Raw genomic sequence first — 24,385 nt, forward strand, 5'->3', positions numbered from 1 at the left:
GTCATGTTCCGGTCTCCTTAGGCTGCGGCTTCGTCGAAGCCGGGGCGCGGACCGCGTTCGCGTTCGCGCTCGCGTTCACGCTCGCGACGGGCCAGCAGCGGCGACAGCTCCAGGTCGAGCTCCTCGACGCGGACGGTCAGCCAGCGCAGCACGTCTTCGTTGATCGACAGCTGACGCTCGACCTCGGCCATGGCGGCCGGGGGCGTGTCGACGGCGAGCAGCGAATAGTGAGCCTTGCGGTTCTTCTTGACCCGATAGGTCAGGTTGCGCAGACCCCAGTACTCAATCTTGGCGACGGTGCCGCCGCCTTCTTCGATCAGAGCCTTGATGGCGTCGTTCAGCGCTTCGGCCTGTTGCGCCGAGATATCCTGGCGCGTCATGACCGTGTGCTCGTAAAGAGCCATGCGGTAATCTCCCTTGTGGGCATCGGCGCGGGACGGACCGGGTAGTCCATGCCACGATGGCTCCTGAAGCGGCGGCCGGGACGATTTCCCAAACCCTTTGGCGTTCCGCATCAGGACCGAAACCCTGGAAAGGCGGGGCCTATAGGCGAAAAGGGCCGCAGGAGCAAGCGCCGTGGGCGTTTGGCGTCATCGGCGAACCGGGGCAGGGTGGCGTCATGACCGATGAAGCCGCCCCCATCAAGAAGAACCGCTGGTCTCTGGTCGGGCCCGGCATCGTCGTGGCGGCCACCGGGGTGGGGGCGGGCGATCTGGTGGCGACGCTGATCGCCGGATCGCGCTTCGGCTACGCCCTGCTGTGGGCGGCCATCTTCGGGACCCTGCTGAAGATCGCCCTGGCCGAGGCGGTGGGCCGATGGACGCTGGCCAGCGAGCGGACGATGTTTGACGGGTGGTCCAGTCTGGGCGGCGCCGGCCTGTTCGGCGGGCGGTTAAACTGGGCGGGCGCCTACTTCGGCGTCTATGTCGTGATCTGGGGCTTTGTCTACGGCGCGGCGGCGATGACGGCGACCGCCCTGCCGCTGGCGACCCTCTTTCCGGCGCTGGATTTGAAGGTCTGGGGCATGCTGAGCGGGATCGCCGGCCTGCTGTTCGTCTGGTTCGGCGGCTACGGCTTGTTCGAAAAGGTGATGACGGCCTGCGTCGGCGTCATGTTCGTCACTGTGGTCGGCCTGGCGGTGATCGTCGCGCCGGATATCCCGGCCTTGCTGACCGGCCTGTGGCCGACACTGCCGGAAGGATCGGTCTTCTATACCCTGGGTCTGATCGGCGGGGTCGGTGGCACCATCACCATGGCCGCTTACGGCTACTGGATGAACGCCAAGGGCTGGCGTGGGCCGGGCTGGATGGCCGTGATGCGGCTGGACAACCGGGTCGCCTATATCGTCACCGGCGTCTTTGTCGTGGCCATGCTGATCGTGGGTGCGGAACTGCTGCATGCGGCGGGCATCGCGCTCCAAGGCGGCGACCGGGGCCTGCTGGATCTGGATCAGGTCCTGCGCGAACGGTTCGGGCGGCCGATTTCGATCCTGTTCCTGATCGGCTTCTGGGCGACCAGCTTCTCCAGCCTGCTGGGCGTCTGGCAGGGCGTCAGCCTGATGTTCGCGGACTTCGTCGCCCATGTGCGTGCCCGTGCCGCCGACAGCGCCGCGCGCGGAGACAAGAGCCGAGCCTTTAGGGGCTATGCCCTGTGGCTGACCTTTCCGCCGATGGCCCTGCTGTTCATGGATCGGCCGTTCGGGCTGATTGTCGCATACGGGGTGCTGGGCAGCCTGTTCATGCCCTTCCTGGCCGGGACATTGCTGTGGCTGCTGAACTCGTCGCGGGTTCCACCGGAGTGGCGCAGCGGCTGGCTTTCGAACCTGACGCTGGCCGCCGCTGCGGCCCTGTTCGCGGCGCTGGCGGGGCGCGAGCTGCTTAATCTGATGTGACCGCGTTCCGCGGTCTTCTCGCAGGACTTTCATAAAAGCCCACAGGAACCGTCGCATTGGCCAACTAGCCATCCCTCAGCTTCACGGGGGATGACATGAAGGTCTCGATCGCCGCTCTTGCCGGTGTCTGCGCTCTGGCACTGGCCGCGCCGTCCATGGCCCAGATCGTGGCGCCGCCCGATCCCGATCCGGTTCCGCCGCCCGCCCACGCGCCCAGCGGACGGTGGGCCGCCAAGGGCTGGGCCGACCGCATCGTCCTGACGCCCGGCGCGGACGCCGCGCGCGGCGCAGCCGTCGCCTGGCGCACCGATGTCCGTCAGACCGTCGCCGAGGCCCAGATCGCGGTCGAGATCGACGGCCCGTTGCTGGGTCAAGCGGCCCGCACCGTCGCCGGGACCACCGCGCCGATCGAGAACGAGAACGGCCGCGCCCACTATCATCAGGCCCGCTTCGACGGGCTGGAGCCAGGCACGCGCTATGTTTACCGGGTCCGCGCCGCCGACGGCTGGAGCGAGTGGCTGCCGTTCACCACGGCCCAGTCCGGGTTCGCGCCCTTCCGCTTCATCTATCTGGGCGACACCCAGAACGACATTCTGGAGATCGGCTCGCGGGTGATCCGTTCGGCCTTCAAGGAGGCCGGACCGGCCGCGCTGGTCGTTCACGCCGGTGATCTGGTCGCCCAGCGCGAGACCAAGGTCCACGACGACGAATGGGGCGAATGGACCGAGGCCGGCGGCCGCGCCTTCGCCATGGCGCCGCAGATCCCGGCGGCGGGCAATCACGAGTACGTCGATCACATCCTGCCGAACGGCGAGGAGGCCCGCCTGCTGGGCCCGCACTGGCCGCTGCAGTTCGCCCTGCCGGACAACGGCGCCGAGGGAGCCAGGGCGACCAGCTATTTCGTCGACTATCAGGGCGTGCGCTTCATCGTGCTGGACGGCACGGCCGCTCTGGACCTGGGGGCGTCGGAAAGCCAGACGCGGTGGCTGGACCAGACACTGGCCAGCAGCCCGGCCCGCTGGAACGTCGCCCTGTTCCACCAGCCGCTCTATACCTGCGCCCGGCCCAAGGACACGGAGGCGCTGAAGGCCGCTTGGAAGCCGATCTTCGATGCGCGTCGCATCGACCTGGTGCTGCAAGGACATGACCACTGCTACGGCCGTGTCTCGAACCCCGCCGGGGCCGAGGCGTCGCGTGCCGACAGCGACGCGGGCCGTCCGCAAGGGCCGGTCTATGTGGTCTCGGTCACGGGTTCCAAGATGTACGGCCTCAATCACCGGGCCGACAGCCAGCCGGTTCGCGCCGCCGAAAACACCGAGCTTTACCAGCTGATCGACGTCGAGGCTGACCACCTGAGCTTCCGCGCTTTCACCGCGACGGGCCGGCTGTACGACGCCTTCACCCTGACCCGGGGCGCGGATGGGTTGAACCGGCTGACGGAGACCGATGACACCCTGCTGGCCTTGCGCCGCTGCGACGGCGCGGCGGGGCCGGACGACCGTCCCTGCACGGCCGAGATCAAGGACTGACGAGGCGCGATCGGTCCTTCGGCTTGCCGTAGGGTAGGGTTTCGCCTACCCCTCCCGGTCCTGAATCAACGGATCACGGATCGATCATGACCCTCGCGCTTCTGTTCCCCGGCCAGGGTAGCCAGGCTGTCGGCATGGGCGCGGCGTTGGCCGACGCCTTCGCCAGCGCCCGCGACGTCTTCGCCGAAGTGGACGAAGCGCTGGGCCAGAAGTTGTCTGTCCTGATGCGGGAAGGTCCCGAAGACCAGCTGACGCTGACCGAGAACGCCCAGCCGGCCCTGATGGCCGTCTCGGTCGCCGCGATCCGGGCGCTGAAGGTCGAGTTCGGTTTCGACGTATCGCAAGCCGCCTTCGTCGCCGGTCACTCGCTGGGCGAGTATTCGGCCCTGGCGGGCGCGGGTTCGATCTCGCTGGCCGACACCGCGCGCCTGCTGAAGCTGCGCGGCCAGGCGATGCAGCGCGCCGTGCCGGTGGGCAAGGGCGCCATGGCGTCGCTGATCGGACCCAAGACGGACCTGGCCTTGGCCGAAGAAGCGGCCAGGGCCGGTTCGGAAGTCGGTGTCTGCGTGGTCGCCAACGACAACAACAACGGCAACGTCGTCATCTCGGGCGACAAGTCCGCTGTGGACCGCGCCATCGAAAAAGCCAAGGAGCTGGGCGCGCGGGCGATCCCGCTGAACGTCTCGGCGCCGTTCCACTGCCCGCTGATGCAGCCGGCCGCCGACGAAATGGCGACCGCACTGGCGTCGGCGAGCATCCTGGCGCCGGCCACGAAGCTGGTCGCCAATGTCACCGCCCGGCCTGAGGTCGATCCGGAGGTCATCCGACGCCTGCTGGTCGAACAGGTCACCGGCCGCGTCCGCTGGCGCGAGAGCATGGAGTGGATGGCCACCGAGGGCGGCGTGACCCGCTTCGCCGAGATCGGCTCGGGCAAGGTGCTGACCGGCATGGCCAAGCGCATCGCGCCGGACGCGGAGAGCCTGGCGCTGAATACGCCGGAAGAGCTGGAAGCGTTCGCCAAGTCGCTCTGAGATCATAGGGAAGAAACGATGTTCAATCTTTCAGGCAAGACCGCGCTGGTCACCGGCGCGACGGGCGGTATCGGCGGGGCGGTGGCGCGGGCGCTGCACGCCCAGGGTGCGACCGTGGTGCTTTCGGGTACGCGCGAGGCGGTGCTGGCCGATCTGGCCAAGGAACTGGGCGAGCGCTCCCATTTCGCCACCGCCAACCTGTCGGACCCGGAATCGGTCGACAATCTGGTCGCCGCCGCTGAAGAGGCCGCCGGCGCCCCGCTGGACATCCTGGTCGCCAACGCCGGCATCACCAAGGACGGCCTGCTGATGCGGATGAAGGATGAGGACTTCCAGTCCGTCATCCAGATCAACCTCGAGAGCTATTTCCGCCTGACCCGCGCCGCGGTGAAGGGGATGATGAAGCGCCGGGCGGGCCGCATCATCGGCGTGACCTCGGTCGTCGGCGTCACCGGCAACCCGGGCCAGACCAACTATTCGGCGTCCAAGGCCGGAATGATCGGCTTCTCCAAGTCGCTGGCCCAGGAAGTTGGTTCGCGCGGGATCACGGTCAACTGCATCGCGCCGGGCTTCATCGCCAGCCCGATGACGGACGTTCTGAACGACCAGCAACGCGAGACCATCCTGACGAAAATTCCGGCCGGTCGCCTGGGCTCGGGCGACGAAATCGCCGCCGCTGCTGTCTATCTGTCATCGGATGAAGCGGCCTATGTCACGGGCCAAACCCTGCACGTTAATGGTGGCATGGCGATGATCTGAGGCGTTGCGCGATGGATCACGTCGCGCAACAGACTATTTCCCGCCCTGACGGCTGTGCTAAAGGGCGGGAACGCAACCGATGGCGTTGAGTCTCGTTAGAGGCCTTGCGTCGCGGGGGCTGCCGTGAGACGGCGACTACTGAACACAGCCGCTTCGGCGACATCAAACTAGGCAGAGAGACACTCATGTCCGACACCCTCGAGCGCGTCCGCAAGATCGTTATCGACCATCTGGACGCCGATCCGGACAAGGTCACCGAAAAGGCCAGCTTCATCGACGACCTGGGCGCCGACTCGCTCGACAACGTCGAACTGGTCATGGCCTTCGAAGAAGAATTCGACATCGAGATCCCGGATGACGCCGCAGAGCACATCCAGACGGTTGGCGATGCCGTGAAATTCATCGACGAGAAGCTGGCGGGCTGATTTCCGCCTGTCCCTTCGGACGGCTTTGATGGCCGCCGTGGCGTGTCCCTAGCGGGGCCGTCCGGCGGCCATTATGGTTTCTGGCCGCAAGATTCTGATTTGGTAAGCAAGGAGCGCGAACCATGCGCCGTGTCGTCGTTACAGGCCTTGGCCTTCTGACTCCCCTGGGCTGGGGAGTGGATCACAACTGGAAGGGCATCGTCGAAGGGCGTTCGGGCATCGGTCCGATCACCTCGTTCGACACCGAGGGCTATGGCTGCACCATCGCGGGCGAGATTCCCTCCGTGAACGGACGCGGCGGCGGCGTGGCCGGTCAACCCGGCGTCTTTGACCCGGACCTGATCATGTCCGCCAAGGACCGCAAGCGGGTCGACGATTTCATTCTGTACGCTGTGGCCGCCGCCGACGAGGCCTTGGCCGACGCGAACTGGAAGCCCGAGACCGAAGAAGACAAGGAACGCACCGGTGTCATGGTGGGGTCGGGGATCGGGGGCCTGGGCCCCATCGCCGACACCGCCATCATCCTGAAAGAGCAGGGCCCCCGCCGGGTCAGCCCCTTCTTCATTCCCTCGGCCCTGATCAATCTGGCCTCGGGTCAGATCTCGATCCGCCACGGGCTGAAAGGGCCGAACCATTCGGTCGTCACGGCCTGCGCCACCGGCGCCCACGCCATCGGTGACGCAGCCCGGATGATATCCTTCGGCGACGCCGACGTGATGGTTGCGGGCGGCGCCGAAAGCTCGGTCGTCCCTATCGGTATCGCCGGCTTCCTGGCCTGCCGCGCCCTGTGCACCAGCTTCAACGACACGCCTGAAAAGGCCAGCCGCCCCTACGACAAGGACCATGACGGATTCATCATGGGTGAGGGCGCGGGCATCATGGTGCTGGAGGAGTACGAGCACGCCAGGGCGCGTGGCGCGAAAATCTATGCAGAAGTCGTCGGTTACGGGATGAGCGGCGACGCCTACCACATCACCGCACCCAGCGAGGACGGCGACGGGGGCTTCCGCGCCATGAAGGCCGCGCTCAAGCGGGCCGGAATGGAGCCGACCGACATCGACTACGTCAACGCCCACGGCACCTCGACCATGGCCGACTGGATCGAGGCCAAGGCCGTCGAGCGGCTGATGGGGGATCACGCGCCGAACGTGGCCCTGTCCTCGACCAAGTCGATGATCGGGCATCTGCTGGGCGCCGCCGGGGCGGTGGAATCGGTCTTCTGCGTTCTGGCCATCCGTGATCAGATCGCGCCGCCGACCATCAACCTCGACAATCCGGAGCAGGAGACGGCCCTGAAGATGATCAAGGACAAGGGTGAACCGATGAAGATCGACGTGGCGATGTCCAACAGCTTCGGTTTCGGAGGCACCAACGCCTCGGTTATCTTCCGGAAAGTCGACTGAGATGCTGCGCCGGGGGGCGGCGGCGCCCAAGCCGAGAAAATCCAGCCTGACGGTCGCCCTTCTGGCGGCCTCGGCGACGATCAGCCTGTTCGTCATCGCCGCGCTGGCGATTGTGTGGAGCGTCTATCTGGGACCGGGCCCGGCGGCGCGACAGGGTGAGACGACCGTTGTCTCCCTGCCAAGCGGATCGGGCGTCTCGACCATTGCAGCCACGCTGAAGCAGGCGGGCGTTATCCGCTCGACTGACATGTTCAAGGCGGCCGCCAGTCTGACCGGGGCTGATCGCAAGCTGCGGGCCGGCGAATACGAGGTGCCGACCCGCGCCTCGCTGCGCAAGGTCCTGAGCCTGCTGGTCAGCGGCAAGGTGGTTCGTCACTACGTCACCCTGCCCGAAGGTTGGTCCTCGGCGCAGGCGGTCGACATTCTGATGAGACAGCCGATCCTGACCGGCACGGTCGAAGTCCCGGCCGAGGGCGCCCTGTGGCCTGAAACCTATGAGGTCATGCGCGGCGAAACCCGCGCCTCGGTCGTCGCCCGGATGAAGCGCGCGCGCGACGAGCAACTGGCCCGGCTGTGGGCCGAACGCTCGCCCGCCACCATCGTCCGTACGCCGGAGGAGGCCATGATCCTGGCTTCCATCGTCGAGAAGGAAACCGGTATCGCGGCGGAACGGCCCCGCGTCGCCGCCGTCTTCACCAACCGCCTGCGCATCGGCATGCGGCTGGAGAGCGATCCGACCATCGTCTATGGCGTGACCAAGGGGCGGCCCTTGGGACGCGGCATCCGGCGCTCGGAACTGCAGCGCGAGACCCCGTGGAACACCTATCTGATTGACGGCCTGCCGCCGACACCGATCGCCAACCCGGGCAAGGATGCCGTGGCCGCAGTGCTTAATCCTCCGCGCACGGACGACCTGTTCTTTGTGGCGGACGGTACGGGCGGTCATGTGTTCGCCCGGACCTATGACGAACACCTTCAGAACGTCGCCCGGTGGCGCGAGATTGAGCGACGCAAGGCGGGATTGCCGCCCGCACCGGTGACTCAGGCGGCCCCGCTCGAGGGCGAAGCCGCGCCCGGGGCTGCAGCAGCGGCGGTCATCACCATGAACCCGGGGGCGGCTCAATGAGCACTCTGTCGGGCATGACCGGCTTCGGGCGCGCCGACGGCGCGCTGGACGGCTGGACCTGGACGGTCGAGGCGCGCTCGGTCAACGGTCGCGCGCTGGAGGTCCGCTATCGCGGCCCGGGCGGATTCGACACTCTGGAGCGGCTGGCCAAGACAGCGGCCCAAGCGCGGTTGAACCGGGGACAGGTGACGCTGGGCGTTCAGGCCAAGCGCGCCGAGGGAAGCGAAACCGCACCCCGGGTCAATCAGGGGGTTCTGGCGACATACCTGAAGCTGGCTAACGCACTGGCGGAAGAGGGCGCGACCCCGCCGTCCGCCGATGGCCTGCTGTCCCTGCGTGGTGTGCTGGAAGCGCCCGAGGAAGATGACGATCCCGAGACTCACTCTGCCGTCGAGGCCGCCATGGCCGCCTCCATAGAACAGGCGCTGGATGCGTTGAAACTTTCGCGAGAGCGGGAAGGGGCGCAGCTCCTGCCCGTCATCACCGACTTCATCGGTGGGATCGAGGCGCTGGTGGACCGTGCCGAGGCCGAGGCGCAGACCCAGGTCGAGGTCATTCGCGACCGCTTCACGCGTCGCATCACTGAACTGGCGCCCGACGCCCCGGGGCTCGAGGATCGCGTATTCCTTGAAGCCGCCGCCCTGGCGACCAAGGCCGACGTGCGGGAAGAACTGGATCGACTGACCGCCCACGTCGCCTCGGCTCGCACCCTGTTGCAGCAGCCCCCCGCCGGTCGAAAACTCGACTTCCTGATGCAGGAATTCATGAGGGAGGCGAACACCCTCTGCTCGAAATCGGCTACGACCGCGCTCACCGGAATCGGTCTCGAGCTCAAGGCCGTGATCGAGCAGTTGCGTGAACAGGTTCAGAATGTCGAATAACCGCACCCCCCGTCGTGGCGTCCTGCTGATCGTCGCCAGCCCTTCGGGCGCTGGCAAGACCAGCCTGTGCCGTCGCCTGATGGCCGATCACGGCGGGCTGGAGCTGTCGGTGTCCATGACGACGCGCGATATCCGACCCGGCGAGGTGGACGGCCGCGACTATCATTTCGTCAGCCACGAGGAATTCCAGCGCTTCATCGACGCCGACGCCTTCCTGGAATGGGCCGATGTGCACGGCAATCGCTACGGCAGCCCGCGCGCGCCCGTCGACCGCGCCCTGGCCGAAGGGCGTGACGTCCTGTTCGATATCGACTGGCAGGGCGCCCGCGACGTGGCCGAGAAATGCCCAGGCGACGCGGTGCGTGTCTTCGTCCTGCCGCCCAGCCTTGAGGAACTGCGCCGCCGTCTGGTGACGCGCTCGCAGGACGCCGAGGACGTAATCGAACGCCGCGTCGCCAACGCCAAGGGTGAGATCGAACACTGCGACGAGTTCGACTACATCCTGGTCAACGAGGATTTCGACCGCTCGTATGCGGAACTGGCGCACATCTATCACGCCGAGCGCAGCTGCCGGGCCCGCAATCTCTGGGTCGAGGCGTACAAGGACGCCCTGCTGCACGAGGTCGTATAGCGGCGTTCATAAGCTGTTCGCCATCTTGCCGTAACGGAATCTCGGAAACGGGGATTTCATGGGCAATCTGGACGTCATCGCACCGATCCTGACAGCCAGCGGCGACGAGCGCCTGAAGCAAGCGCCGGTTCGTTTGCTGCTTGCCGCGGTCATGGCCTGGGCCCTGCACACGACTGGCCTAGGGGACTGGATCACTCCGTGGCTGATCACAGCGGTCGCGGTCCAGACATTCGAGTTCGCGGCCATGACGCCGTTCCGCCGCGGGCTGTCGGCGGGGCGGACAGCGGTCATCATGGCCATGGCCTCGACCACGGTGATGGCGACCACCTATTCCGGTATCGCCCTGGTCATCTGGGCAACCGGAGACGCCGTGCTGGCCACGGTGGCGGCCCTGACGATCGCCGGCGGACTTCTGACCAATGTGGCGTCCGGCATCGGTTCGCGACTGATCTTTTTCGTCGGCGCCACGCCCTATCTGGTCGCGCTGGCGCTGATGCCGCTTATCAAGATCGCCGGCGGCGATGTGAACAGCCTGATCCTGATGATGCTGGCCAGTGGCCTGTTTGCGGGCGCGATCCTCAATGTGTACGGGCGTGTCCATGCGGCGCGCCGCGCCGAGATCGAGGCGTTGGCCGAGGCCGAGCGTCGGCTGGAGCAGGCCCAGGCGGCCATGGCGGATCGCGCCGCCATGGCCGCGATCGTCAGCCACGAACTGCGCACGCCGGTCAGCGCCATCCTAGCCGGCGCGCACGTCATCCGAACCTCGCCAGAACGCACTGACGAGACCGCCGACCTGATCATCGATGCGGGGCGCTTGATGACAGGCATGCTGGATGACCTGCTGGATCACTCCAAGATGGAAGCCGGCGCCATGGTGCTGGAGGCGCGCGATTTCGAACTGGGCGCCTTCGTCCGCGACGCCGCGCGTTTCTGGCATGCTCCCGCGGCCCAAAAGGGCCTGGCGCTGCAGGCTGTCGGGCCAGATCGGGACGCCGTCTGGCTCAAGGGGGATCATTTCCGGCTACGGCAGATCGTCAACAACCTGGTCTCGAACGCGGTGAAATTCACCAGCCGTGGCGCGATCCGGATTGAGGTCGATGTGTCGGCGCCCGACAATGGCATGCGATCGCTGACCCTGACCGTTATCGATCAGGGACGCGGGATTTCGCCGGATGCGATGGCGCGGCTGTTTTCGCCCTTCGCCCAGGGTTCGGCCGAGGTGGCGCGGACCTATGGGGGGACGGGGCTGGGCCTGACGGTCAGCCGGGACCTGGCCCGGTTGATTGGCGGCGATCTGGCGGCGACCAGTATCGAAGGGCAGGGCGCGGCCTTCACCTTGACCCTGACCTTGCCCGTTGGCGAACCGACCCAGGACATCGAGGGGACAGTGGCTGCGCCGCCCGTGCTGGGTCGACGCCTGCGGGTGCTGGCGGTTGACGATCACGAGATTAACCGCCGCACCATCGCCTTGGTTCTGCAACCGCTGGACGTGGACCTGTCGACGGCCTCCGACGGGCAGTTGGCGCTGGATGTCCTGGCACAGCGGCCGTTCGACGTCGTGCTGATGGATGTGAACATGCCCGGCATTGACGGTAATGAGGCGACGCGCCGCCTGCGCGCTTCGGGCGGCATCAATGCGACCACTCCGGTGATCGGATTCAGCGCCGGGACCGAGCCGGCCCAGGTCGCAGCCTGCCGCGAGGCGGGAATGACCGATTGGCTGGCAAAGCCGCTCGAGCCTCGCAAGCTTTACGACGCCCTGCAGCGGGCGGTGCAGCCGAACGGCGCCGAGCAGGCGGCCTAGATCAGGCCAAGGCGTCGACCAAGCGCAGGAATCCGGCGACATCGATGGTCTCTGCGCGCGCATCGGGTTCGATCCCGGCCGCCTCGCACAATGCGACGCCGCCCAGTTGCTTCAGACTGGATCGCAACATCTTGCGACGTTGACCAAACGCCGCCGCCGTCACGCGCTCCAGTTTTTTCAGACGTTCAGGCGACGGCCGCACATCCAACGGCGTGAGGTGCACCACGGCGGAGGCCACCTTGGGTGGTGGCGTAAAGGCCGCAGCCGGCAGATGCATGACGATGCGTGCGGCGCATACGGCCTGGCTAATCACCGCCAGTCGGCCATAAGCGTCCTCGCCCGGCTGGGCGACGACCCGTTCCGCGACTTCCTTCTGGAACATCAGGGTCAGGCTATGGGGCAGCCACGGCCCTGTCAGCCATTTGATCAGCAGCGCCGTGCCGACGTTATAGGGAAGGTTCGACACCAGATGGGCGGGGCCATCGACCAGGTCCGCCTCTCGCACCTTCAGCGCATCGGCCTCGATGATCGCCAGTCGTCCTGATCCGTCGTCCAGTTCATTCAGCAGGGGAACGAAGCGGGGATCCTTCTCGACCAGGACGACCCTTGCGGCGTCGCTTTCCAGCAGGGCGCGGGTCAGACCGCCGGGGCCGGGACCGACCTCGATCACGGCTCGACCCTCAAATGGCCCGGCGAAGCGGACGATCTTTCGCGTGACGTTCAGGTCCAGCAGGAAATGCTGGCCGAAGCTTTTTTTGGCGGACAGGCCGTGGGCGTCCAGCGTTTCGCGCAGGGAGGGCAGATCGTTCATCCGCACCGCTTAGCGCGCGGCGCGCGCCGCCGCCATCTCTGACGCCAGACGGAGGGCGGCGATCAGGCTGTAGGGCCGCGCCACACCCTTGCCGGCGATGTCGAACCCCGTGCCGTGGTCGGGCGAGGTGCGGATAATGGGCAAGCCCAGGGTGGCGTTGACCCCGCCCCAGAAGTCCAGTGTCTTGACCGGGATCAAGGCCTGGTCGTGATACAGGCATATGGCGGCGTCATAGGTTCGCCGCGCCTCGTCGTGGAACAGGGTGTCGGCGGGCAGGGGCTCGGTGATCGTGATTCCTTCGGCGCGCAGTATCTCGACGGCCGGGCGCAGCACCTCGATCTCTTGCAGACCCAGCGCCCCGCCTTCGCCCGCATGGGGGTTCAAGGCCGCGAGGGCCAGACGGGGGGAGGCGATGCCGAAATCTCGCTTCATCGCCTCATGCACCACGCGGACAGTGCGGCAGACCCGGTCTGTGGTGACCAGTTCGGGCACCTGATCCAACGCCACATGGATGGTCACCAGACAGGCGCGCAGATCACGCGCCGTCAGCATCATCACCGGACCTCGCGTTCCGACAAAGGGGGCGTCGGCGGTCAGTTCGGCGATGAATTCCGTATGGCCGGGAAAACGGAACCCCGCCGCATACAGGGGAGCTTTGGCGATCGGGGCGGTGACGACGGCGCCGACTTCGCCTGACAGCGCCAGCCCGACCGCCTGCTCGATCCAGTCGGCGACCATCCCAGCGTTGCGAGGATCAGGTCGACCCGGTTCGACAGAGGCGGGGAGCGGGTGGTTCAGAATGGGGATTGCGCGCTTGAAGACGGACGGGGCGTCCGCCGGTACGCCCACTTCGACGACCGGCGCACCCGAAGCGCGGAACAGGGCGGCGTCCCCGACGACCACGAAAGATGATGGAGCGGCGTCCTGCGACAACGCCATCCAGGCGGCGACGATGATCTCCGGCCCCACGCCCGCAGGCTCGCCCATTGTCAGGGCCAGGGGAGGGGAGATCGCCGACGTCATTTCATTTCGATGAGAGCGTCGGAGCGTAGGTCGCGGATATAGCGACGCGCCAGCATGGACAGGTTCTGCATCCGCAAGCGGTTCTCCACCTCGGCGTACGACGGCGCTTCCGGACCGCCTGCGCGCCGGCCACAGACCGCCAGTAGATGAACGCCAAGCGGCGTTCGTACGGCGCTGCTGACAGTGCCGATTTCGGCGGACCGGGCGACTTGCTGGAACTGGGGCGCCAGGCTTTGCACGTCACTCTCGCCCAGATCAGAGCCCAGAAGGCCCTGCTCGGATGTGGCGCGTTGCAGGATGTTGTCACAGGTGAGGGTGGAACGAATACCTTCCAGACGCGAGGTGGCTGCTGCGACCTGCGCCTCGGTGGCTGTCTCGGGCAGTTCAATCATGATCTGCTTCATCTGAACGAGACTGGTCGAAGCGCCTGACCGCTTGTCCCGCATGTAGATGATGTAGACCCCGCCTTCGACCGGAATGGCGTTTGATAATTGGCCGACCTCAAGGGTGTCCAGAGCTTGTTGCAGCGCCGGTTGAACCGCACCCTGAACAACCCATCCTGCGTCACCCCCGCGAACAGCCGACGGCGCGGCCGAGAACTGACGGGCCACCGCCTGGAATGGCGCACCCTGGACCATCTGCTGGACCAGTTGGGTGGCGCCGTTCATCGCCTCCTGCATGCCGCCGACGCGCGACGCCTCGATGTAGATTTCGCCGATCAAATACTGCGGCTTGGCCGCTGCTTCCGTTAGCTGGCGCATCGCCTGTTCAACCTGGTTACGGCTGACACGTGCACGGCTGCTGAACCGTCCACCGACGAGTTGCTGCCAGCCTATCTCGGTGCGCAGTTGGTCTCGGAGCGTCTGGGGGCGAATGCCGCCTTGCTCCAGGAAGCCCAGATAGGTTTCGGGCGTGGTTCCCGCCTCTCGCGCCATGGCGGCGATGTCGGCATCAACGTCGGCGTCTGTCACGGGAACTTCGAACCGCACCAGTTCCTGGGTCTGCAACCGTTCATCGATCAGGCGGTTCAGAGCCTCCTGCTGGATGGACGGCAGGTTCTCCTGCGTCGGTTGGACCTGAGTCTGGGCGATCAGCAGCAACATGCGCTGCCGCAGATCGAAACCCGTGATGATCTGATCGTTGACGGTCGCCACGATGCCATCGGCCAACTGGAAGCTTGCCTCTGGCGGGGTGATTTGAGGCGCGTCCTCAGCTGCGGGGTTCAGGACGCCGGCGGCCTGGCCAACCGGCGCCGTCTGGGCCAGAGCCGAGCCGGCGATAAGCGCGGCCATCGCGACGCCCGTCGTGTAACGCATCAAACGCATCGTCAGTCCTGATTCCTCAAAGCGGCGTCGATCCGCTTGTCGCCCGTGCCATTTAAAGCCAGCGAAATCGCCTGCTTAGGCGTCCCGATCAACGCCATTCGCCTTGACCATAGCTTGACCCGCCAAACGTGGCGAGGTTTAGGCGCACGAAAACGCCCTCGGAAGGGCCGCTAGGTCGAACGCGGGTGTTGTCTCGCCGGAATCCGATCTCGAACCGGAAGCAATCGTCGTCGAACAACAGGCCGACTTCGGAGCGAGTGACGATGTCCTGTCGGAGATCCGCAATGCCAGAGACGGTCACGCCCCAGTTGCCGTAAATGAACTGCTGGCCGGCCAGTTGCAGGAACTCGTAGTTCCGGTTCAGGAGGCCGTTGATGGGGTTGGAGCGATCGATGATGTAGCTGGCGGTCGCCAGATTGCGTCGTCCCCAGCGACCATCGATGGCTGCTTCCGCTCGTCGCACCTCGCCTGCGCTGTCGATGGTGGCATGCGCCCAGCCCCGCATACGGTCACTGGGCGAGAAGGTCGCCTGCACCACCCAGTCCGAGGTGCGCGCCGCCAACCCGGAAGGGTCATAGAGCCGCGTGGGTTCGTCAGGGATAGGCGTGCGGAAGGCCACCTCGCGGTCTTGGCGATAGCTGCGGCCGATGAACAGGCTGGCGCTGCGAATGGCGTCCCAGCTGAGCGTGGCGCGCGCCCCCGCGGTGAAGCGCGCGCCGCCTTCATAGAGGTCGAATCCCGGAAACCGGTCCGTGCGGAACAGGGAGCTGGCGTCCAGCTCGATCTGCTGACTGTCCTCGTTGGGAATGCGCGGATCCAGATCCGACACTGTGGACACTGAAAGCTGAGCATAGGGCTCGAGCACCAGATCAGACGTGGCGCTGAGCCGGCGATACAGCGGATAGCTGATGTCCATCCCGGCCGTCGCTCGGCCGCGATTGATCGTATCGTCGGATACGCCCATCATCGGTGGCAGGTCGTTGATGGAGTAGACGTCCAGGCGCCCATCAACAAAGGGCTCCCACCGCATACCGTTGGCGCTGATCAGGGTCCGGCGCCATTCGCCCTGGCCGGTGATACGGCGGCTGTCGACCCCAGGCAGGTCGGTCGTTATCGCAGGGATGATCTCGGGTCGCAGGATCGGGCCGCCGACGTAGGCATCGCGATCCAGGACGACGGCCGAGCCCTTAAGTCTGAGACGCCCGCCAAAGACGGGGCCTTCCGGTTCCCACCGAGCGTCGATGATCGGCGCGACCAGCGGCAAGGTGTGGTCATCCTCGAAGACCTTGTAGCCATCGAGATCACGGAAATCGGTGGACGCATATCTAGGGTCGAGACGCAGGCTCTGGATGTCGAAGGCGGCGATCGACAGATAGGATCGGTCAGTCTGGCGTTCGGCATACAGCTGAGTGATCAGGCGCCGCCGGTCTCCATAGTAGAGGCCGTTGTCCTGATACGGGTCGCGAACGTCATAACGGTCGAACAAAGTCTTGTCCGACGTGCGTTCGGCTGTGAAGCCCCAGCGCCAGGCGCCGATCGGATCGAACTTTCCGTGAGCCAAAAGATAGCTGCGGTTCGTGCGGTCGCCAAAGCGGACGTTGCTTTCGGCATCCCCGTCGCCATCCAGGTCAAAGTCGCCGAAATTGCGCTCATAGGTGTAACCGCCGCGGGCCTCGACCACGCCAGCGTTGAAGCGCCGACGCCACTGGACGTTCAGCAACGGGGCGACATCCATGTTGATCTGGGGGCTGATCAGCCAGTCCTCGGATGGCGAGACGACGATCAGATAGGGCTGCTCCCAGCTGACGCCGCGCCCCTCGTCGTAGTTGATCATCGGGATCAGGAAACCCGACGCACGTTCGACCGAGGGATCCGGATGAGCGAAGGCCGGCAGATAGAGCACAGGCACGCCACCCACGCGGAACACCGCGTTGCGATACAGGATGGCCCGCAGCCCTTCATCCTGAACCACCTTTTCAGCCTGGATAGAGATGCTGGGCGTCCTGGGCCCGTTCTCGTCGCAGATCGGGCAGGGTGTGAAGATGACGTGGTTCAGTTCGCTGACATTCGCCGATCTACGCACCGCCGTCGCGGCCATCAGGCTGGCGCCGTTCGACAGGCGGGTGGCGAAATCAACCGCAACCCCGGCCTTCAGGTCGCGATCAAGCTCCAGCTGGCTGGCGAACACAACTGTACCGTCCGGATCGGTCAGTTCCGCCTGGCCCGATGCGGTCGCCACGCCGGTCGTCAGATCGTAGGTGACATTACGCGCCAACAGCGTCCGGTCGCGGAAGCGCGCCAGTACGCGATCCTCGATGCCTTCGGCCGATATCACATCACCCAGCCGTGTCGTGGCGTCAGCCTCGATATAGGCGGCGTCCTGCGTCAAGCCGTCGGCGCTGACGGGCGCGCTAACTTGCGGAGCCGTCTCTTGAGCCATGGCCAGTGAGGGCGTGCAGGCCATGACCGCGGCGCCCATCAACAGGCGCGCACGCCGACCTGACCCGCGGAACAGGCGGCTATGGCGGTCGCGCGACAGGCGGTTCGGGGTCATAGAGGACGGCGTCTCGTAAGGCGAAGGGGGCGCTTAGCCGTCTTCGGTATAGAACAGCAAGGTGAAGGCGGCGAGCGCCGTCAACACGGGTGGCAACCAGGCCGCCAGAAACGGCGGAACCACCTCGGCCGATCCCATCGCCGACGAAAACTGGTTCAGGAAGAAGAAGGCGAAGCCGAGCACGACCGCCGCCACCGTCATGCGCGCCATGTCCCCCAGACGCATCAGGCGCAGGGAGAAGGCGGCCGCCAGGATGGACATGGCCGCGAACACCAGGGGGGTCGCCAGCAACTGCTGTAAACGCAGGCGATAGGCAGTGGACGAGAAACCTGCGTCCTCAACCCGCCTGATTTGCGCAGGCAACGACCAGAAGGGCGTGGCCTGGGGCCGGGCGAAACGTTCGAACGCTTCGTCATCAGCGAGGCTGGAGGGCAGGTCGAGCGCGGCATAGCGGACGGCGCGTTGCCCCGTTTCGGCCCCGACCACGTTCGTCAGGCGCCAACTCCCGGCGGAGAGGGCTGCCGCCTGCGCATCCAGACGCTCGCTGAATGTCCTGCGCCCCTCCTGGTCGATCGTGTAGATGAAGAAGGTCACGTCCTGCAGGCTGGCGTCGGCCCGGTTCTGGCGCGTGGCGCGGATGACCATCTGGCGACTGGCGTTGCCTTCACGCAGCCAGACTGCGTCCTGTGTCGCGCCCGATGCGCCGCCGGACAGGCGGGTACGTTCGCGCTGGAACAGTCCGTCAGCGGACGACGCCATGGGGCCCAGGACCGTCACGGTCAGAACGCCGGCAACAAGCGCCGCGCCGGCAGCGGGCAGCACGAATCGCCAGGCGGACACGCCCGCCGCGCGCATGGCGATCAACTCGCTGCGCCGGTTCAGTCCGATGTAGGCCGCCAGTGTTCCGAACAGGAAGACGAACGGCATCAGTTGCAGGATCACCGATGGTGACTTCAGCAGCATCAAGCCCAAGATGCGGGCCCCGGACAGATCGACATCCGAGCCCACGCCGCGCGAAATTTCGACAAAGTCGATCAGCATCACCAGCGCCGAAATCACCGTCAGGGCGATGGCTAACGATCGGGCCTGCTGGATCAGCACATAGCGTTCGATGCGGCCCAGCTGGAAGCGAGGAACAGACAGCCGCCGGTTCATGCGAACCTCGCCCTGAGGCGCTCGATAGCCGACGAGCCCCGGCGTCGCCGAGGCTTCAGCGCGCGGAACAACAAGCGCAAGGACAGCGCCGTTGCGGCGATCGGCAGGGCGTACTGGAACAGGTTCAGCCACACATTCCATGCACTGGCGGCGACGAGGCCGTAACCGATGATGCGTACCGTCAGAAAAGCTCCGGCCGCCCTGGCGATGCGACCTGCATAGCCTGTCCGACTGAACGCGCCCCCCAGGATTGCAGCCAGCGCCATGGCCATGGCGGCGAGAGCGTACAGGGGCGAGGCGATCCGTGAATGCAGTTCGGCCATCAGTTCGCCGCGCGACTCCCGCTGCGCCTGCGGTGGATTCAACAACTGGCTGACGTACAGGTCGGCTGGCTTGTAGCGGACGTTGTCGCTGACTTGCGTGTAGGGGGCCAGGTCGAAAGCATAATGGTCGAAGGAGAGGTAGTTCAGCACGCCGTTGGAGCCGTAACGCTGCATGGAGCCATTCTCCATCGTCAGCACCGGCGCCCCCGCGATCCGGCCGAACCGCGCCTCGGACGCGTCCCAGGTCGTCACGCTCTTGCCGTTGTCCAGATAGATGAACAGGTTTTGCATCAGCCCGTTCTGCTGAACCTCCTGCACATAGACGGTCAGCCCGCCCGGCCCCTGAACAAACTGTCCCTCCTGGACCAGCAAGGCCGCCAGATCGGTGCGAATGGCGAAGGCCTGTCGCCGCGCCTCCTGCTGGGACCACGGCTGGACGAACAGGTTGATGAACAGTCCGGCCAACGTCACGATCATAGCCAGACGCGCGGCCGGCGAGATGACCTGCCACCGGGTCATTCCGCCGGCAAAGGCGGCGGTCAGTTCGTGTTCACGCTGAAGACGGGTCAGGACGATCAACGCGCCGACAAACAGGCCGATCGGCAAGATGACGCTGACCAGTTGCGGTGTCGCCAGCAGCGTCAGTTTGGCCATGACCCAGATGCTCTGGCCGCGTTCGACCACGACCTCCAGCTGATCCAGGCTCTGGCTCAGAATGCCGATTCCCGCCAGCGCCGCGCACGCCGCCAGTACTGGGCGAGCAATCTGGCGGAAAAGATAGCCTTGTATCAGCGTCATGCAGGGAAAATTTGCGCCCGGTTGCAGGCGAGGGCGAGGGAGAGCATCTAATACACCATCCGGACGTGACCGCGACACCCGTGGGCGCGCGCCTAACTATTTCCCTGATACGCCGGAGCGACGCTTCGGTTGGAGTTAAGTCGCATGAAAGTCGAGTTTGTCGCCGAAGCCGGCGCCGCCGAGGTCCTGGCCCTGCTCGTGCATGAAGGCCGCCAGTTTGCGGGCCAGAACGCGGAACACGACGAAAAGGCGGGGGGCAGTCTGGCTCGCGCCATGAAGAACAGCCGCTTCAACGGCGCCCCCAACAGCACCCTGATCGTCGCGGCGCCTCAAGGCGTGTCGGCGGATACGATCGTCCTGACGGGCGCCGGAGCGAGCGGCGCCTTGAGCGACCTGACGGTCGAGGCGGCGGCTGCGGCCGCCTATCACGCTGTGAAGCTGTCGGGCGCGACGACGCTGACCCTGGACGTGGGCAGCCTGTCGGCCGAGCAGGCCGCGCGCGCCGCCTTCGCCGTGCGACTGGCCGCCTATCGCTTCGACAAATATCTGACCAGGCAGAAGCCCGAGAAGATCCCGTCGGTGACGACGGTTCGCGTGGTGACGTCGGACGTAAAGGCGGCCGAGAGCGCCTTCGCCCCGCTGTCGGCGGTCGCGGACGCCGTGCTGTTCTCGCGCGATCTGGTCGCTGAACCGGCCAACGTCCTCTATCCCGCCGAGTTCGCGCGCCGTGTGAAGGAACTCGAGAGCCTGGGTCTGGAAGTCGAGATCCTGGGCGAGGCCGAGATGGAGAAGCTGGGCATGCGCACCCTGCTGGCCGTCGGCCAGGGCTCGGTGCGTGAAAGCCAGTTGGCGGTCATCAAGTGGAATGGCGGCAAGGCGGGCGACGCCCCCATCGCCTTCGTCGGCAAGGGGGTCTGCTTCGACACCGGCGGCATCTCGATCAAGCCCGCGGACGGCATGGAAGAGATGAAGTGGGACATGGGCGGCGCCGCGGCTGTGACCGGCCTGATGCACGCGTTGGCGGGGCGCAAGGCCAAGGTTAACGCCGTGGGCGTCCTGGGTCTGGTTGAAAACATGCCCGACGGCGACGCGCAACGTCCGGGCGATGTGGTCATCTCAATGTCCGGCCAGTCGGTGGAGGTGCTGAACACCGACGCCGAGGGTCGCCTCGTTCTGGCGGACTGCCTCTGGTACACGCAGGAGCGTTTCAAGCCGCAATTCATGATCGATCTGGCCACCCTGACGGGCGCCATGATCATCTCGCTGGGCATGGAATATGCGGGCGTCTTCTCGAACGACGACGGCGTCGCCGGCGGCGTTCTGGAAGCCGGCCCCAAGGTCGGCGAGAAGGTCTGGCGCATGCCGTTGCCAGCCGAGTACGAGCGTCACATCGACAGCCCGATCGCCGATGTGAAGAACATGGGCAACGGCCGGGCCGGGGGTTCGATCACCGCCGCCCTGTTCCTGCAGCGCTTCACCAACGGCACGCCGTGGGCGCACATCGACATCGCCCCGACCGCCTGGGTCAAGGACAGCCGCAATCCGACCGTGCCGGACGGCGCCGTGGGCTGGGGCGTGCGTCTGCTGGACCGCATGGTCGCGGACAAGTACGAGGCCTGAGTCTTTCTAAAGAGGTGGAGCCGGGTGTCTGACGCCAAGCCGGAAATCTGGTTCTACCATCTGGAGCGGTCCACGCTCGATCAGGTGCTGCCGACCCTGCTGGACAAGACGGTTCAGCGGGGATGGCGTGCGCTGGTGCGCGCCCGTGATGGCGGGCGGCTGGCAGATATCGACGCTCAACTCTGGACATATCGCGACGACAGCTTCCTGGCGCATGGGCTGGCTGACGAGCCGCATGCGGATCGTCAACCGGTCCTGTTGTCAGAATCAGCGGGCAACCTGAACAATGCTCAGGCGCTGTTCATCGTCGACGACGCAGAAACGGGCGCGACAGAGGCTTTTGAACGATGCTTCATCATTTTCGACGGACGGGACGAAGCGGCGTTGCAGCACGCGCGAGAGCGCTGGCGGACGCTGAAGTCGATCGAGGCCAATCTGGCCTACTGGCGTCAGGACGAGGACGGGCGCTGGGAAAAGGCGGCCTGATCGGCTTGCTGGCGCTTGCCGGCTGTTCGACCCCTCCGGACACCACACCTGCTGCCCCTCGCATCGTCGAGCAGGCTGAACAGAGCCAGCCGGTGGGCACGCGAATGCCCCAGACCGACGCCGATCTGTGCAAGGCGGGCGAAAACCAGTGGCTGGTCGGGAAACTTCGCACCGAAATCCCCGTTCCGGTGGATGTGATAAACCGCAGGGTCGCCTGCACGACCTGTCCTATCACAGAAGACTATTCGCCTTACCGGTTGAATATCTTTTACAATCAACAAACGAGCTTGGTCGAAACCGTGCGCTGCGGCTAGGCCCATCCCGGAGACGCTGATGAAGATCGCCCTGACATTGATAGCCGTCGGCGCCCTGTCGCTTGCGGCTTGCGCTCCGACCCAGGACGCCTCAACCCCGCCCGCCGATGGCGCACAGCCGAATCCGATCGCCTGCCAGCCTGGTGACTATCAGGAGTATGTCGGGCGGAACCGGTCCACGATACCGGCGGCGCCCGCAGGTCGTTCGTTCCGTGTTCTGTGCAGTAGTTGCGCCGCCACGATGGATTACCGCTTTGACCGCGTGACCTTCACCTACGACGACACCAGCAATCTGGTGACCCGCGTCGCCTGCGGCTGACGCATTAGCGTTTGAAATCGGCCGTGCGCTCCAGGGCGTAGATCGCCTCTACCGTTTCTTCAGCCCGGGCCGTGACCACGGCCTGGGCGTCGTAGAGCCCGCGATTGTAAAACCAGCCCCCGATCTCGGCGCCAAAGAAATCCAGCGTCATTTCGGCCTGCAGTTGGCTGATGTCCTGATCCAGCTCTTTGCTGAAGAAGTCGCGGATACGGCCGCCGATGGCGGTGCGTTCTTCCCGGGTGAACTGAATCGGTTTGGTCATCAGGACACGGCCGCCAGGGCTTCTTCGGCCTCGACCCATGCAGCTTCGGCGGATTCAAGGTCGCCCTGTGTTTTGGCGCGGGCGCGGGTCAGGCCTTCCAGCGCCTTGGGGTTCGATATGGCGGCATTGGCCAGGTCGTCGTCGATGCGGGCCAACTCGGCGGTCAGGGCGGCCATTCGCTCTTCGGCCTTCTTGACGGCGTGACGCAGGGTTGAGGGCGACGGCCCTGATTTCTTGTCGTTCTTTTTCTTGCCCGGCGACGGCGCAGCGACGTTTGCGGCCTCTTCCTTGATCTGGGTCGGCTTGACGGCGGCGGCCTTGGCGCGGTCGAGGACGAATTTCTGATAGTCGTCCATATCGCCCTCATAGGGCTTTACCGTTCCATCAGCAGCCAGCCACAGACGGTCGGCCACCAGTTCCATCAGCGAACGGTCGTGGGTGATCAGAATGACGGCGCCGTTGTAGTCGTTCAGGGCGTCCAGCAGGGCGCGGCGGCTGTCGATGTCCAGGTGGTTGGTCGGTTCGTCCAGGATCAGGACGTGGGGCGCGTCCATGGCCACCATGTTCAGCAGAAGGCGCGCGCGCTCGCCGCCCGACAGGCTCTCGACCGTGGTTTCCTGTTTCTCATAGCCCAGACCGAACTGGGCCAGTTTTGAGCGGCGGCTGCTTTCGGTCGCGTCCGGCATGGCGCGGCGGATGATCTCCAGCGGCGTGTCGGTCGGGTCCATCGCCTCAATCTGGTGCTGGTGGAACCAGCCCACGCGCATCTTGCGGTCGCGATGGAGCTCGCCCTCGGTGACGTTCAGAGCACCGGCGATCATCTTGGCGAAGGTCGATTTGCCGGCGCCGTTGACCCCCAGCAGGCCGATGCGGTCGTCCAGATCCATCCGCAGGTTCAGATTGCGCAGGATCGGCTTGCCGGTCTCATAGCCTACGTTGGCGCGTTCCAGACGGATCAGCGGCGGCGCCAGCGGGCGCGGCGGCGATGGCAGGGTGAAGGGGGCGACGCGTTCCTCGATCGTGGTCGATACCGGCTCCATCTTGGCCAGGCGCTTCATCCGCGACTGGGCCTGGGCGGCCTTGGACGCCTTGGCCTTGAAGCGATCTACGAAGGCTTGCAGGTGGGCGCGCTCGGCGTCCTGTTTGGCCTTGGCTGACAGTTGCAGGCGGGCCTTTTCGGCGCGTGCCTTCTCGAACATGTCGTAGCCGCCGGTGTAAATCTCCAGCTTGCGGTTCGCCAGATGCAGGATGTGGGTGCAACTGTTGTTCAGCAGTTCGCGGTCGTGGCTGATGATCAGGGCGGTGTGCGGATATTTCTGCAGCCGGCTTTCCAGCCACAGCGCCCCTTCCAGATCCAGATAGTTGGTCGGTTCGTCCAGGAGCAGCATATCCGGCTCGGAGAACAGCGCCGCCGCCAGGGCCACACGCATCCGCCAGCCGCCCGAGAATTCGGACATGGGACGCTGCTGGTCCGCCTGGCTGAAGCCCAGACCCGCCAGGATTTCACCGGCGCGGGCGGGGGCGGAATCGGCGTCGATGTCGATCAGGCGGGCCCAAATCTCACCCATCTCTTCCGGCTCGGCCGTTTCAAGCCGGGTCAGCAGGCTGTGACGTTCCTCATCGGCCTCCAGAATCGTATCCAGAACACTATCCGGCGTTGCCGGGTGCTCCTGGTCCACTGAGCCGATACGGGCGTTCCGGGGCATGCTGACCTCGTCGCCATTGGCGGCCAGTTCACCGAGGATCAGCTTGAACAGGGTGGATTTACCGATCCCGTTGCGGCCGACCAGGCCGACCTTGGAGCCCGGCGGCAGGCTGACGGAGGCGTCGTCCAGGAACTGGCGGCCCCAGGCGTTGAACGTCAGGTTGGTGATCTGGAGCATGGTGACGACAACGATTCAGCAGGCAGTTGGAA

23 protein-coding genes are annotated in these 24,385 nt (G+C 65.8%); 14 read left to right on the forward strand and 9 right to left on the reverse strand.

Going from position 1 to position 24,385, the window contains the following annotated elements:
- Positions 1 to 17: 17 nt before the first annotated feature.
- The gene (rpsF, locus tag EON91_RS04755) at positions 18 to 404 is read right to left on the reverse strand and encodes a 30S ribosomal protein S6 (RefSeq protein ID WP_292091979.1); all 387 of its coding nucleotides are present in this window, start codon (positions 402 to 404) and stop codon (positions 18 to 20) included.
- Positions 405 to 619: 215 nt separating this feature from the next.
- On the opposite strand from rpsF, the gene EON91_RS04760 reads away from it, so the two are divergent.
- The 10 genes from EON91_RS04760 (at position 620) to EON91_RS04805 (ending at position 11,480) form a co-directional block, all read left to right on the forward strand.
- Positions 620 to 1,891, forward strand: coding sequence for an Nramp family divalent metal transporter (locus EON91_RS04760; protein WP_292091981.1), 1,272 nt, complete (start codon positions 620 to 622; stop codon positions 1,889 to 1,891).
- Between the two features lie 95 nt (positions 1,892 to 1,986).
- A complete protein-coding gene (locus tag EON91_RS04765) occupies positions 1,987 to 3,420 on the forward strand; it encodes a metallophosphoesterase family protein (RefSeq protein WP_292091985.1) in 1,434 nt (477 codons plus the stop codon).
- Between the two features lie 86 nt (positions 3,421 to 3,506).
- Positions 3,507 to 4,451: an ACP S-malonyltransferase gene (fabD, locus tag EON91_RS04770; protein ID WP_292091986.1), complete on the forward strand. Its 945-nt coding sequence runs from the start codon at positions 3,507 to 3,509 to the stop codon at positions 4,449 to 4,451.
- Positions 4,452 to 4,469: 18 nt separating this feature from the next.
- The gene (fabG, locus tag EON91_RS04775; RefSeq protein WP_292091988.1) at positions 4,470 to 5,210 is read left to right on the forward strand and encodes a 3-oxoacyl-[acyl-carrier-protein] reductase; all 741 of its coding nucleotides are present in this window, start codon (positions 4,470 to 4,472) and stop codon (positions 5,208 to 5,210) included.
- Between the two features lie 185 nt (positions 5,211 to 5,395).
- Positions 5,396 to 5,635 carry an acyl carrier protein gene (locus EON91_RS04780; RefSeq protein WP_092312098.1) on the forward strand — a complete coding sequence of 80 codons (240 nt, stop codon included), beginning with the start codon at positions 5,396 to 5,398 and terminating at the stop codon, positions 5,633 to 5,635.
- A gap of 122 nt (positions 5,636 to 5,757) precedes the next feature.
- On the forward strand, positions 5,758 to 7,038 hold the full coding sequence (fabF, locus tag EON91_RS04785; protein WP_292091990.1) for a beta-ketoacyl-ACP synthase II: 1,281 nt from the start codon (positions 5,758 to 5,760) through the stop codon (positions 7,036 to 7,038).
- Between the two features lies 1 nt (position 7,039).
- Positions 7,040 to 8,164, forward strand: coding sequence for an endolytic transglycosylase MltG (mltG, locus tag EON91_RS04790; RefSeq protein WP_292091993.1), 1,125 nt, complete (start codon positions 7,040 to 7,042; stop codon positions 8,162 to 8,164).
- Positions 8,161 to 9,045, forward strand: coding sequence for a YicC/YloC family endoribonuclease (locus EON91_RS04795; RefSeq protein WP_292091996.1), 885 nt, complete (start codon positions 8,161 to 8,163; stop codon positions 9,043 to 9,045). Before mltG ends, EON91_RS04795 begins: the two co-directional genes overlap by 4 nt.
- Positions 9,035 to 9,676, forward strand: coding sequence for a guanylate kinase (gene gmk / locus EON91_RS04800; protein ID WP_292091998.1), 642 nt, complete (start codon positions 9,035 to 9,037; stop codon positions 9,674 to 9,676). Before EON91_RS04795 ends, gmk begins: the two co-directional genes overlap by 11 nt.
- Before the next feature lie 58 nt (positions 9,677 to 9,734).
- Positions 9,735 to 11,480 carry an ATP-binding protein gene (locus EON91_RS04805; RefSeq protein WP_292092000.1) on the forward strand — a complete coding sequence of 582 codons (1,746 nt, stop codon included), beginning with the start codon at positions 9,735 to 9,737 and terminating at the stop codon, positions 11,478 to 11,480.
- A 1-nt stretch (position 11,481) separates the two neighbouring features.
- On the opposite strand, the gene rsmA is transcribed toward EON91_RS04805, so the two are convergent.
- The 6 genes from rsmA to EON91_RS04835 form a co-directional block, all read right to left on the reverse strand.
- A complete protein-coding gene (gene rsmA / locus EON91_RS04810) occupies positions 11,482 to 12,291 on the reverse strand; it encodes a 16S rRNA (adenine(1518)-N(6)/adenine(1519)-N(6))-dimethyltransferase RsmA (protein ID WP_292092001.1) in 810 nt (269 codons plus the stop codon).
- 9 nt (positions 12,292 to 12,300) lie between these two features.
- Positions 12,301 to 13,314 (reverse strand): 4-hydroxythreonine-4-phosphate dehydrogenase PdxA, encoded by a 1,014-nt coding sequence (pdxA, locus tag EON91_RS04815; RefSeq protein ID WP_292092002.1) that lies wholly within the window; start codon positions 13,312 to 13,314, stop codon positions 12,301 to 12,303.
- Positions 13,311 to 14,630 carry a peptidylprolyl isomerase gene (locus tag EON91_RS04820; protein WP_292092003.1) on the reverse strand — a complete coding sequence of 440 codons (1,320 nt, stop codon included), beginning with the start codon at positions 14,628 to 14,630 and terminating at the stop codon, positions 13,311 to 13,313. Before EON91_RS04820 ends, pdxA begins: the two co-directional genes overlap by 4 nt.
- Before the next feature lie 97 nt (positions 14,631 to 14,727).
- Positions 14,728 to 17,193, reverse strand: a complete 2,466-nt coding sequence (gene lptD, locus EON91_RS04825) for an LPS assembly protein LptD (protein WP_292092005.1) — start codon at positions 17,191 to 17,193, stop codon at positions 14,728 to 14,730.
- A gap of 33 nt (positions 17,194 to 17,226) precedes the next feature.
- A complete protein-coding gene (gene lptG / locus EON91_RS04830) occupies positions 17,227 to 18,348 on the reverse strand; it encodes an LPS export ABC transporter permease LptG (RefSeq protein WP_292092006.1) in 1,122 nt (373 codons plus the stop codon).
- Positions 18,345 to 19,469 carry an LptF/LptG family permease gene (locus EON91_RS04835; protein WP_292092008.1) on the reverse strand — a complete coding sequence of 375 codons (1,125 nt, stop codon included), beginning with the start codon at positions 19,467 to 19,469 and terminating at the stop codon, positions 18,345 to 18,347. Before EON91_RS04835 ends, lptG begins: the two co-directional genes overlap by 4 nt.
- Positions 19,470 to 19,598: 129 nt before the next feature.
- On the opposite strand from EON91_RS04835, the gene EON91_RS04840 reads away from it, so the two are divergent.
- From EON91_RS04840 to EON91_RS04855, 4 genes are read left to right on the forward strand one after another with little or no spacing between them, the layout of a single operon-like run.
- A complete protein-coding gene (locus EON91_RS04840) occupies positions 19,599 to 21,089 on the forward strand; it encodes a leucyl aminopeptidase (protein WP_292092010.1) in 1,491 nt (496 codons plus the stop codon).
- A gap of 24 nt (positions 21,090 to 21,113) precedes the next feature.
- Positions 21,114 to 21,575, forward strand: a complete 462-nt coding sequence (locus tag EON91_RS04845) for a DNA polymerase III subunit chi (RefSeq protein WP_292092012.1) — start codon at positions 21,114 to 21,116, stop codon at positions 21,573 to 21,575.
- A gap of 5 nt (positions 21,576 to 21,580) precedes the next feature.
- The gene (locus EON91_RS04850; protein ID WP_292092014.1) at positions 21,581 to 21,889 is read left to right on the forward strand and encodes a hypothetical protein; all 309 of its coding nucleotides are present in this window, start codon (positions 21,581 to 21,583) and stop codon (positions 21,887 to 21,889) included.
- A gap of 19 nt (positions 21,890 to 21,908) precedes the next feature.
- On the forward strand, positions 21,909 to 22,208 hold the full coding sequence (locus tag EON91_RS04855) for a hemolysin (protein ID WP_292092015.1): 300 nt from the start codon (positions 21,909 to 21,911) through the stop codon (positions 22,206 to 22,208).
- A gap of 4 nt (positions 22,209 to 22,212) precedes the next feature.
- Here EON91_RS04855 and EON91_RS04860 read toward each other — a convergent pair whose 3' ends face one another.
- Complete coding sequence (locus EON91_RS04860) at positions 22,213 to 22,470, reverse strand: DUF2164 domain-containing protein (protein WP_292092017.1); 258 nt, start codon at positions 22,468 to 22,470, stop codon at positions 22,213 to 22,215.
- On the reverse strand, positions 22,470 to 24,353 hold the full coding sequence (locus EON91_RS04865; protein WP_292092019.1) for an ABC-F family ATP-binding cassette domain-containing protein: 1,884 nt from the start codon (positions 24,351 to 24,353) through the stop codon (positions 22,470 to 22,472). Before EON91_RS04865 ends, EON91_RS04860 begins: the two co-directional genes overlap by 1 nt.
- Positions 24,354 to 24,385: the final 32 nt, after the last annotated feature.

Origin of the sequence: Brevundimonas sp., from assembly GCF_004210735.1 — a bacterium.
Taxonomy (GTDB): Bacteria; Pseudomonadota; Alphaproteobacteria; order Caulobacterales; family Caulobacteraceae; genus Brevundimonas.

Excerpts from the sequence above, each read along its gene's own strand:
- rpsF (WP_292091979.1), bottom strand. The coding sequence starts at position 404 with ATGGCTCTTTACGAGCACACGGTCATGACGCGCCAGGATATCTCGGCG.
- EON91_RS04760 (WP_292091981.1), top strand. The coding sequence starts at position 620 with ATGACCGATGAAGCCGCCCCCATCAAGAAGAACCGCTGGTCTCTGGTC.
- EON91_RS04765 (WP_292091985.1), top strand. The coding sequence starts at position 1,987 with ATGAAGGTCTCGATCGCCGCTCTTGCCGGTGTCTGCGCTCTGGCACTG.
- fabD (WP_292091986.1), top strand. The coding sequence starts at position 3,507 with ATGACCCTCGCGCTTCTGTTCCCCGGCCAGGGTAGCCAGGCTGTCGGC.
- fabG (WP_292091988.1), top strand. The coding sequence starts at position 4,470 with ATGTTCAATCTTTCAGGCAAGACCGCGCTGGTCACCGGCGCGACGGGC.
- EON91_RS04780 (WP_092312098.1), top strand. The coding sequence starts at position 5,396 with ATGTCCGACACCCTCGAGCGCGTCCGCAAGATCGTTATCGACCATCTG.
- fabF (WP_292091990.1), top strand. The coding sequence starts at position 5,758 with ATGCGCCGTGTCGTCGTTACAGGCCTTGGCCTTCTGACTCCCCTGGGC.
- mltG (WP_292091993.1), top strand. The coding sequence starts at position 7,040 with ATGCTGCGCCGGGGGGCGGCGGCGCCCAAGCCGAGAAAATCCAGCCTG.
- EON91_RS04795 (WP_292091996.1), top strand. The coding sequence starts at position 8,161 with ATGAGCACTCTGTCGGGCATGACCGGCTTCGGGCGCGCCGACGGCGCG.
- gmk (WP_292091998.1), top strand. The coding sequence starts at position 9,035 with ATGTCGAATAACCGCACCCCCCGTCGTGGCGTCCTGCTGATCGTCGCC.
- EON91_RS04805 (WP_292092000.1), top strand. The coding sequence starts at position 9,735 with ATGGGCAATCTGGACGTCATCGCACCGATCCTGACAGCCAGCGGCGAC.
- rsmA (WP_292092001.1), bottom strand. The coding sequence starts at position 12,291 with ATGAACGATCTGCCCTCCCTGCGCGAAACGCTGGACGCCCACGGCCTG.
- pdxA (WP_292092002.1), bottom strand. The coding sequence starts at position 13,314 with ATGACGTCGGCGATCTCCCCTCCCCTGGCCCTGACAATGGGCGAGCCT.
- EON91_RS04820 (WP_292092003.1), bottom strand. The coding sequence starts at position 14,630 with ATGCGTTACACGACGGGCGTCGCGATGGCCGCGCTTATCGCCGGCTCG.
- lptD (WP_292092005.1), bottom strand. The coding sequence starts at position 17,193 with ATGACCCCGAACCGCCTGTCGCGCGACCGCCATAGCCGCCTGTTCCGC.
- lptG (WP_292092006.1), bottom strand. The coding sequence starts at position 18,348 with ATGAACCGGCGGCTGTCTGTTCCTCGCTTCCAGCTGGGCCGCATCGAA.
- EON91_RS04835 (WP_292092008.1), bottom strand. The coding sequence starts at position 19,469 with ATGACGCTGATACAAGGCTATCTTTTCCGCCAGATTGCTCGCCCAGTA.
- EON91_RS04855 (WP_292092015.1), top strand. The coding sequence starts at position 21,909 with ATGAAGATCGCCCTGACATTGATAGCCGTCGGCGCCCTGTCGCTTGCG.
- EON91_RS04860 (WP_292092017.1), bottom strand. The coding sequence starts at position 22,470 with ATGACCAAACCGATTCAGTTCACCCGGGAAGAACGCACCGCCATCGGC.
- EON91_RS04865 (WP_292092019.1), bottom strand. The coding sequence starts at position 24,353 with ATGCTCCAGATCACCAACCTGACGTTCAACGCCTGGGGCCGCCAGTTC.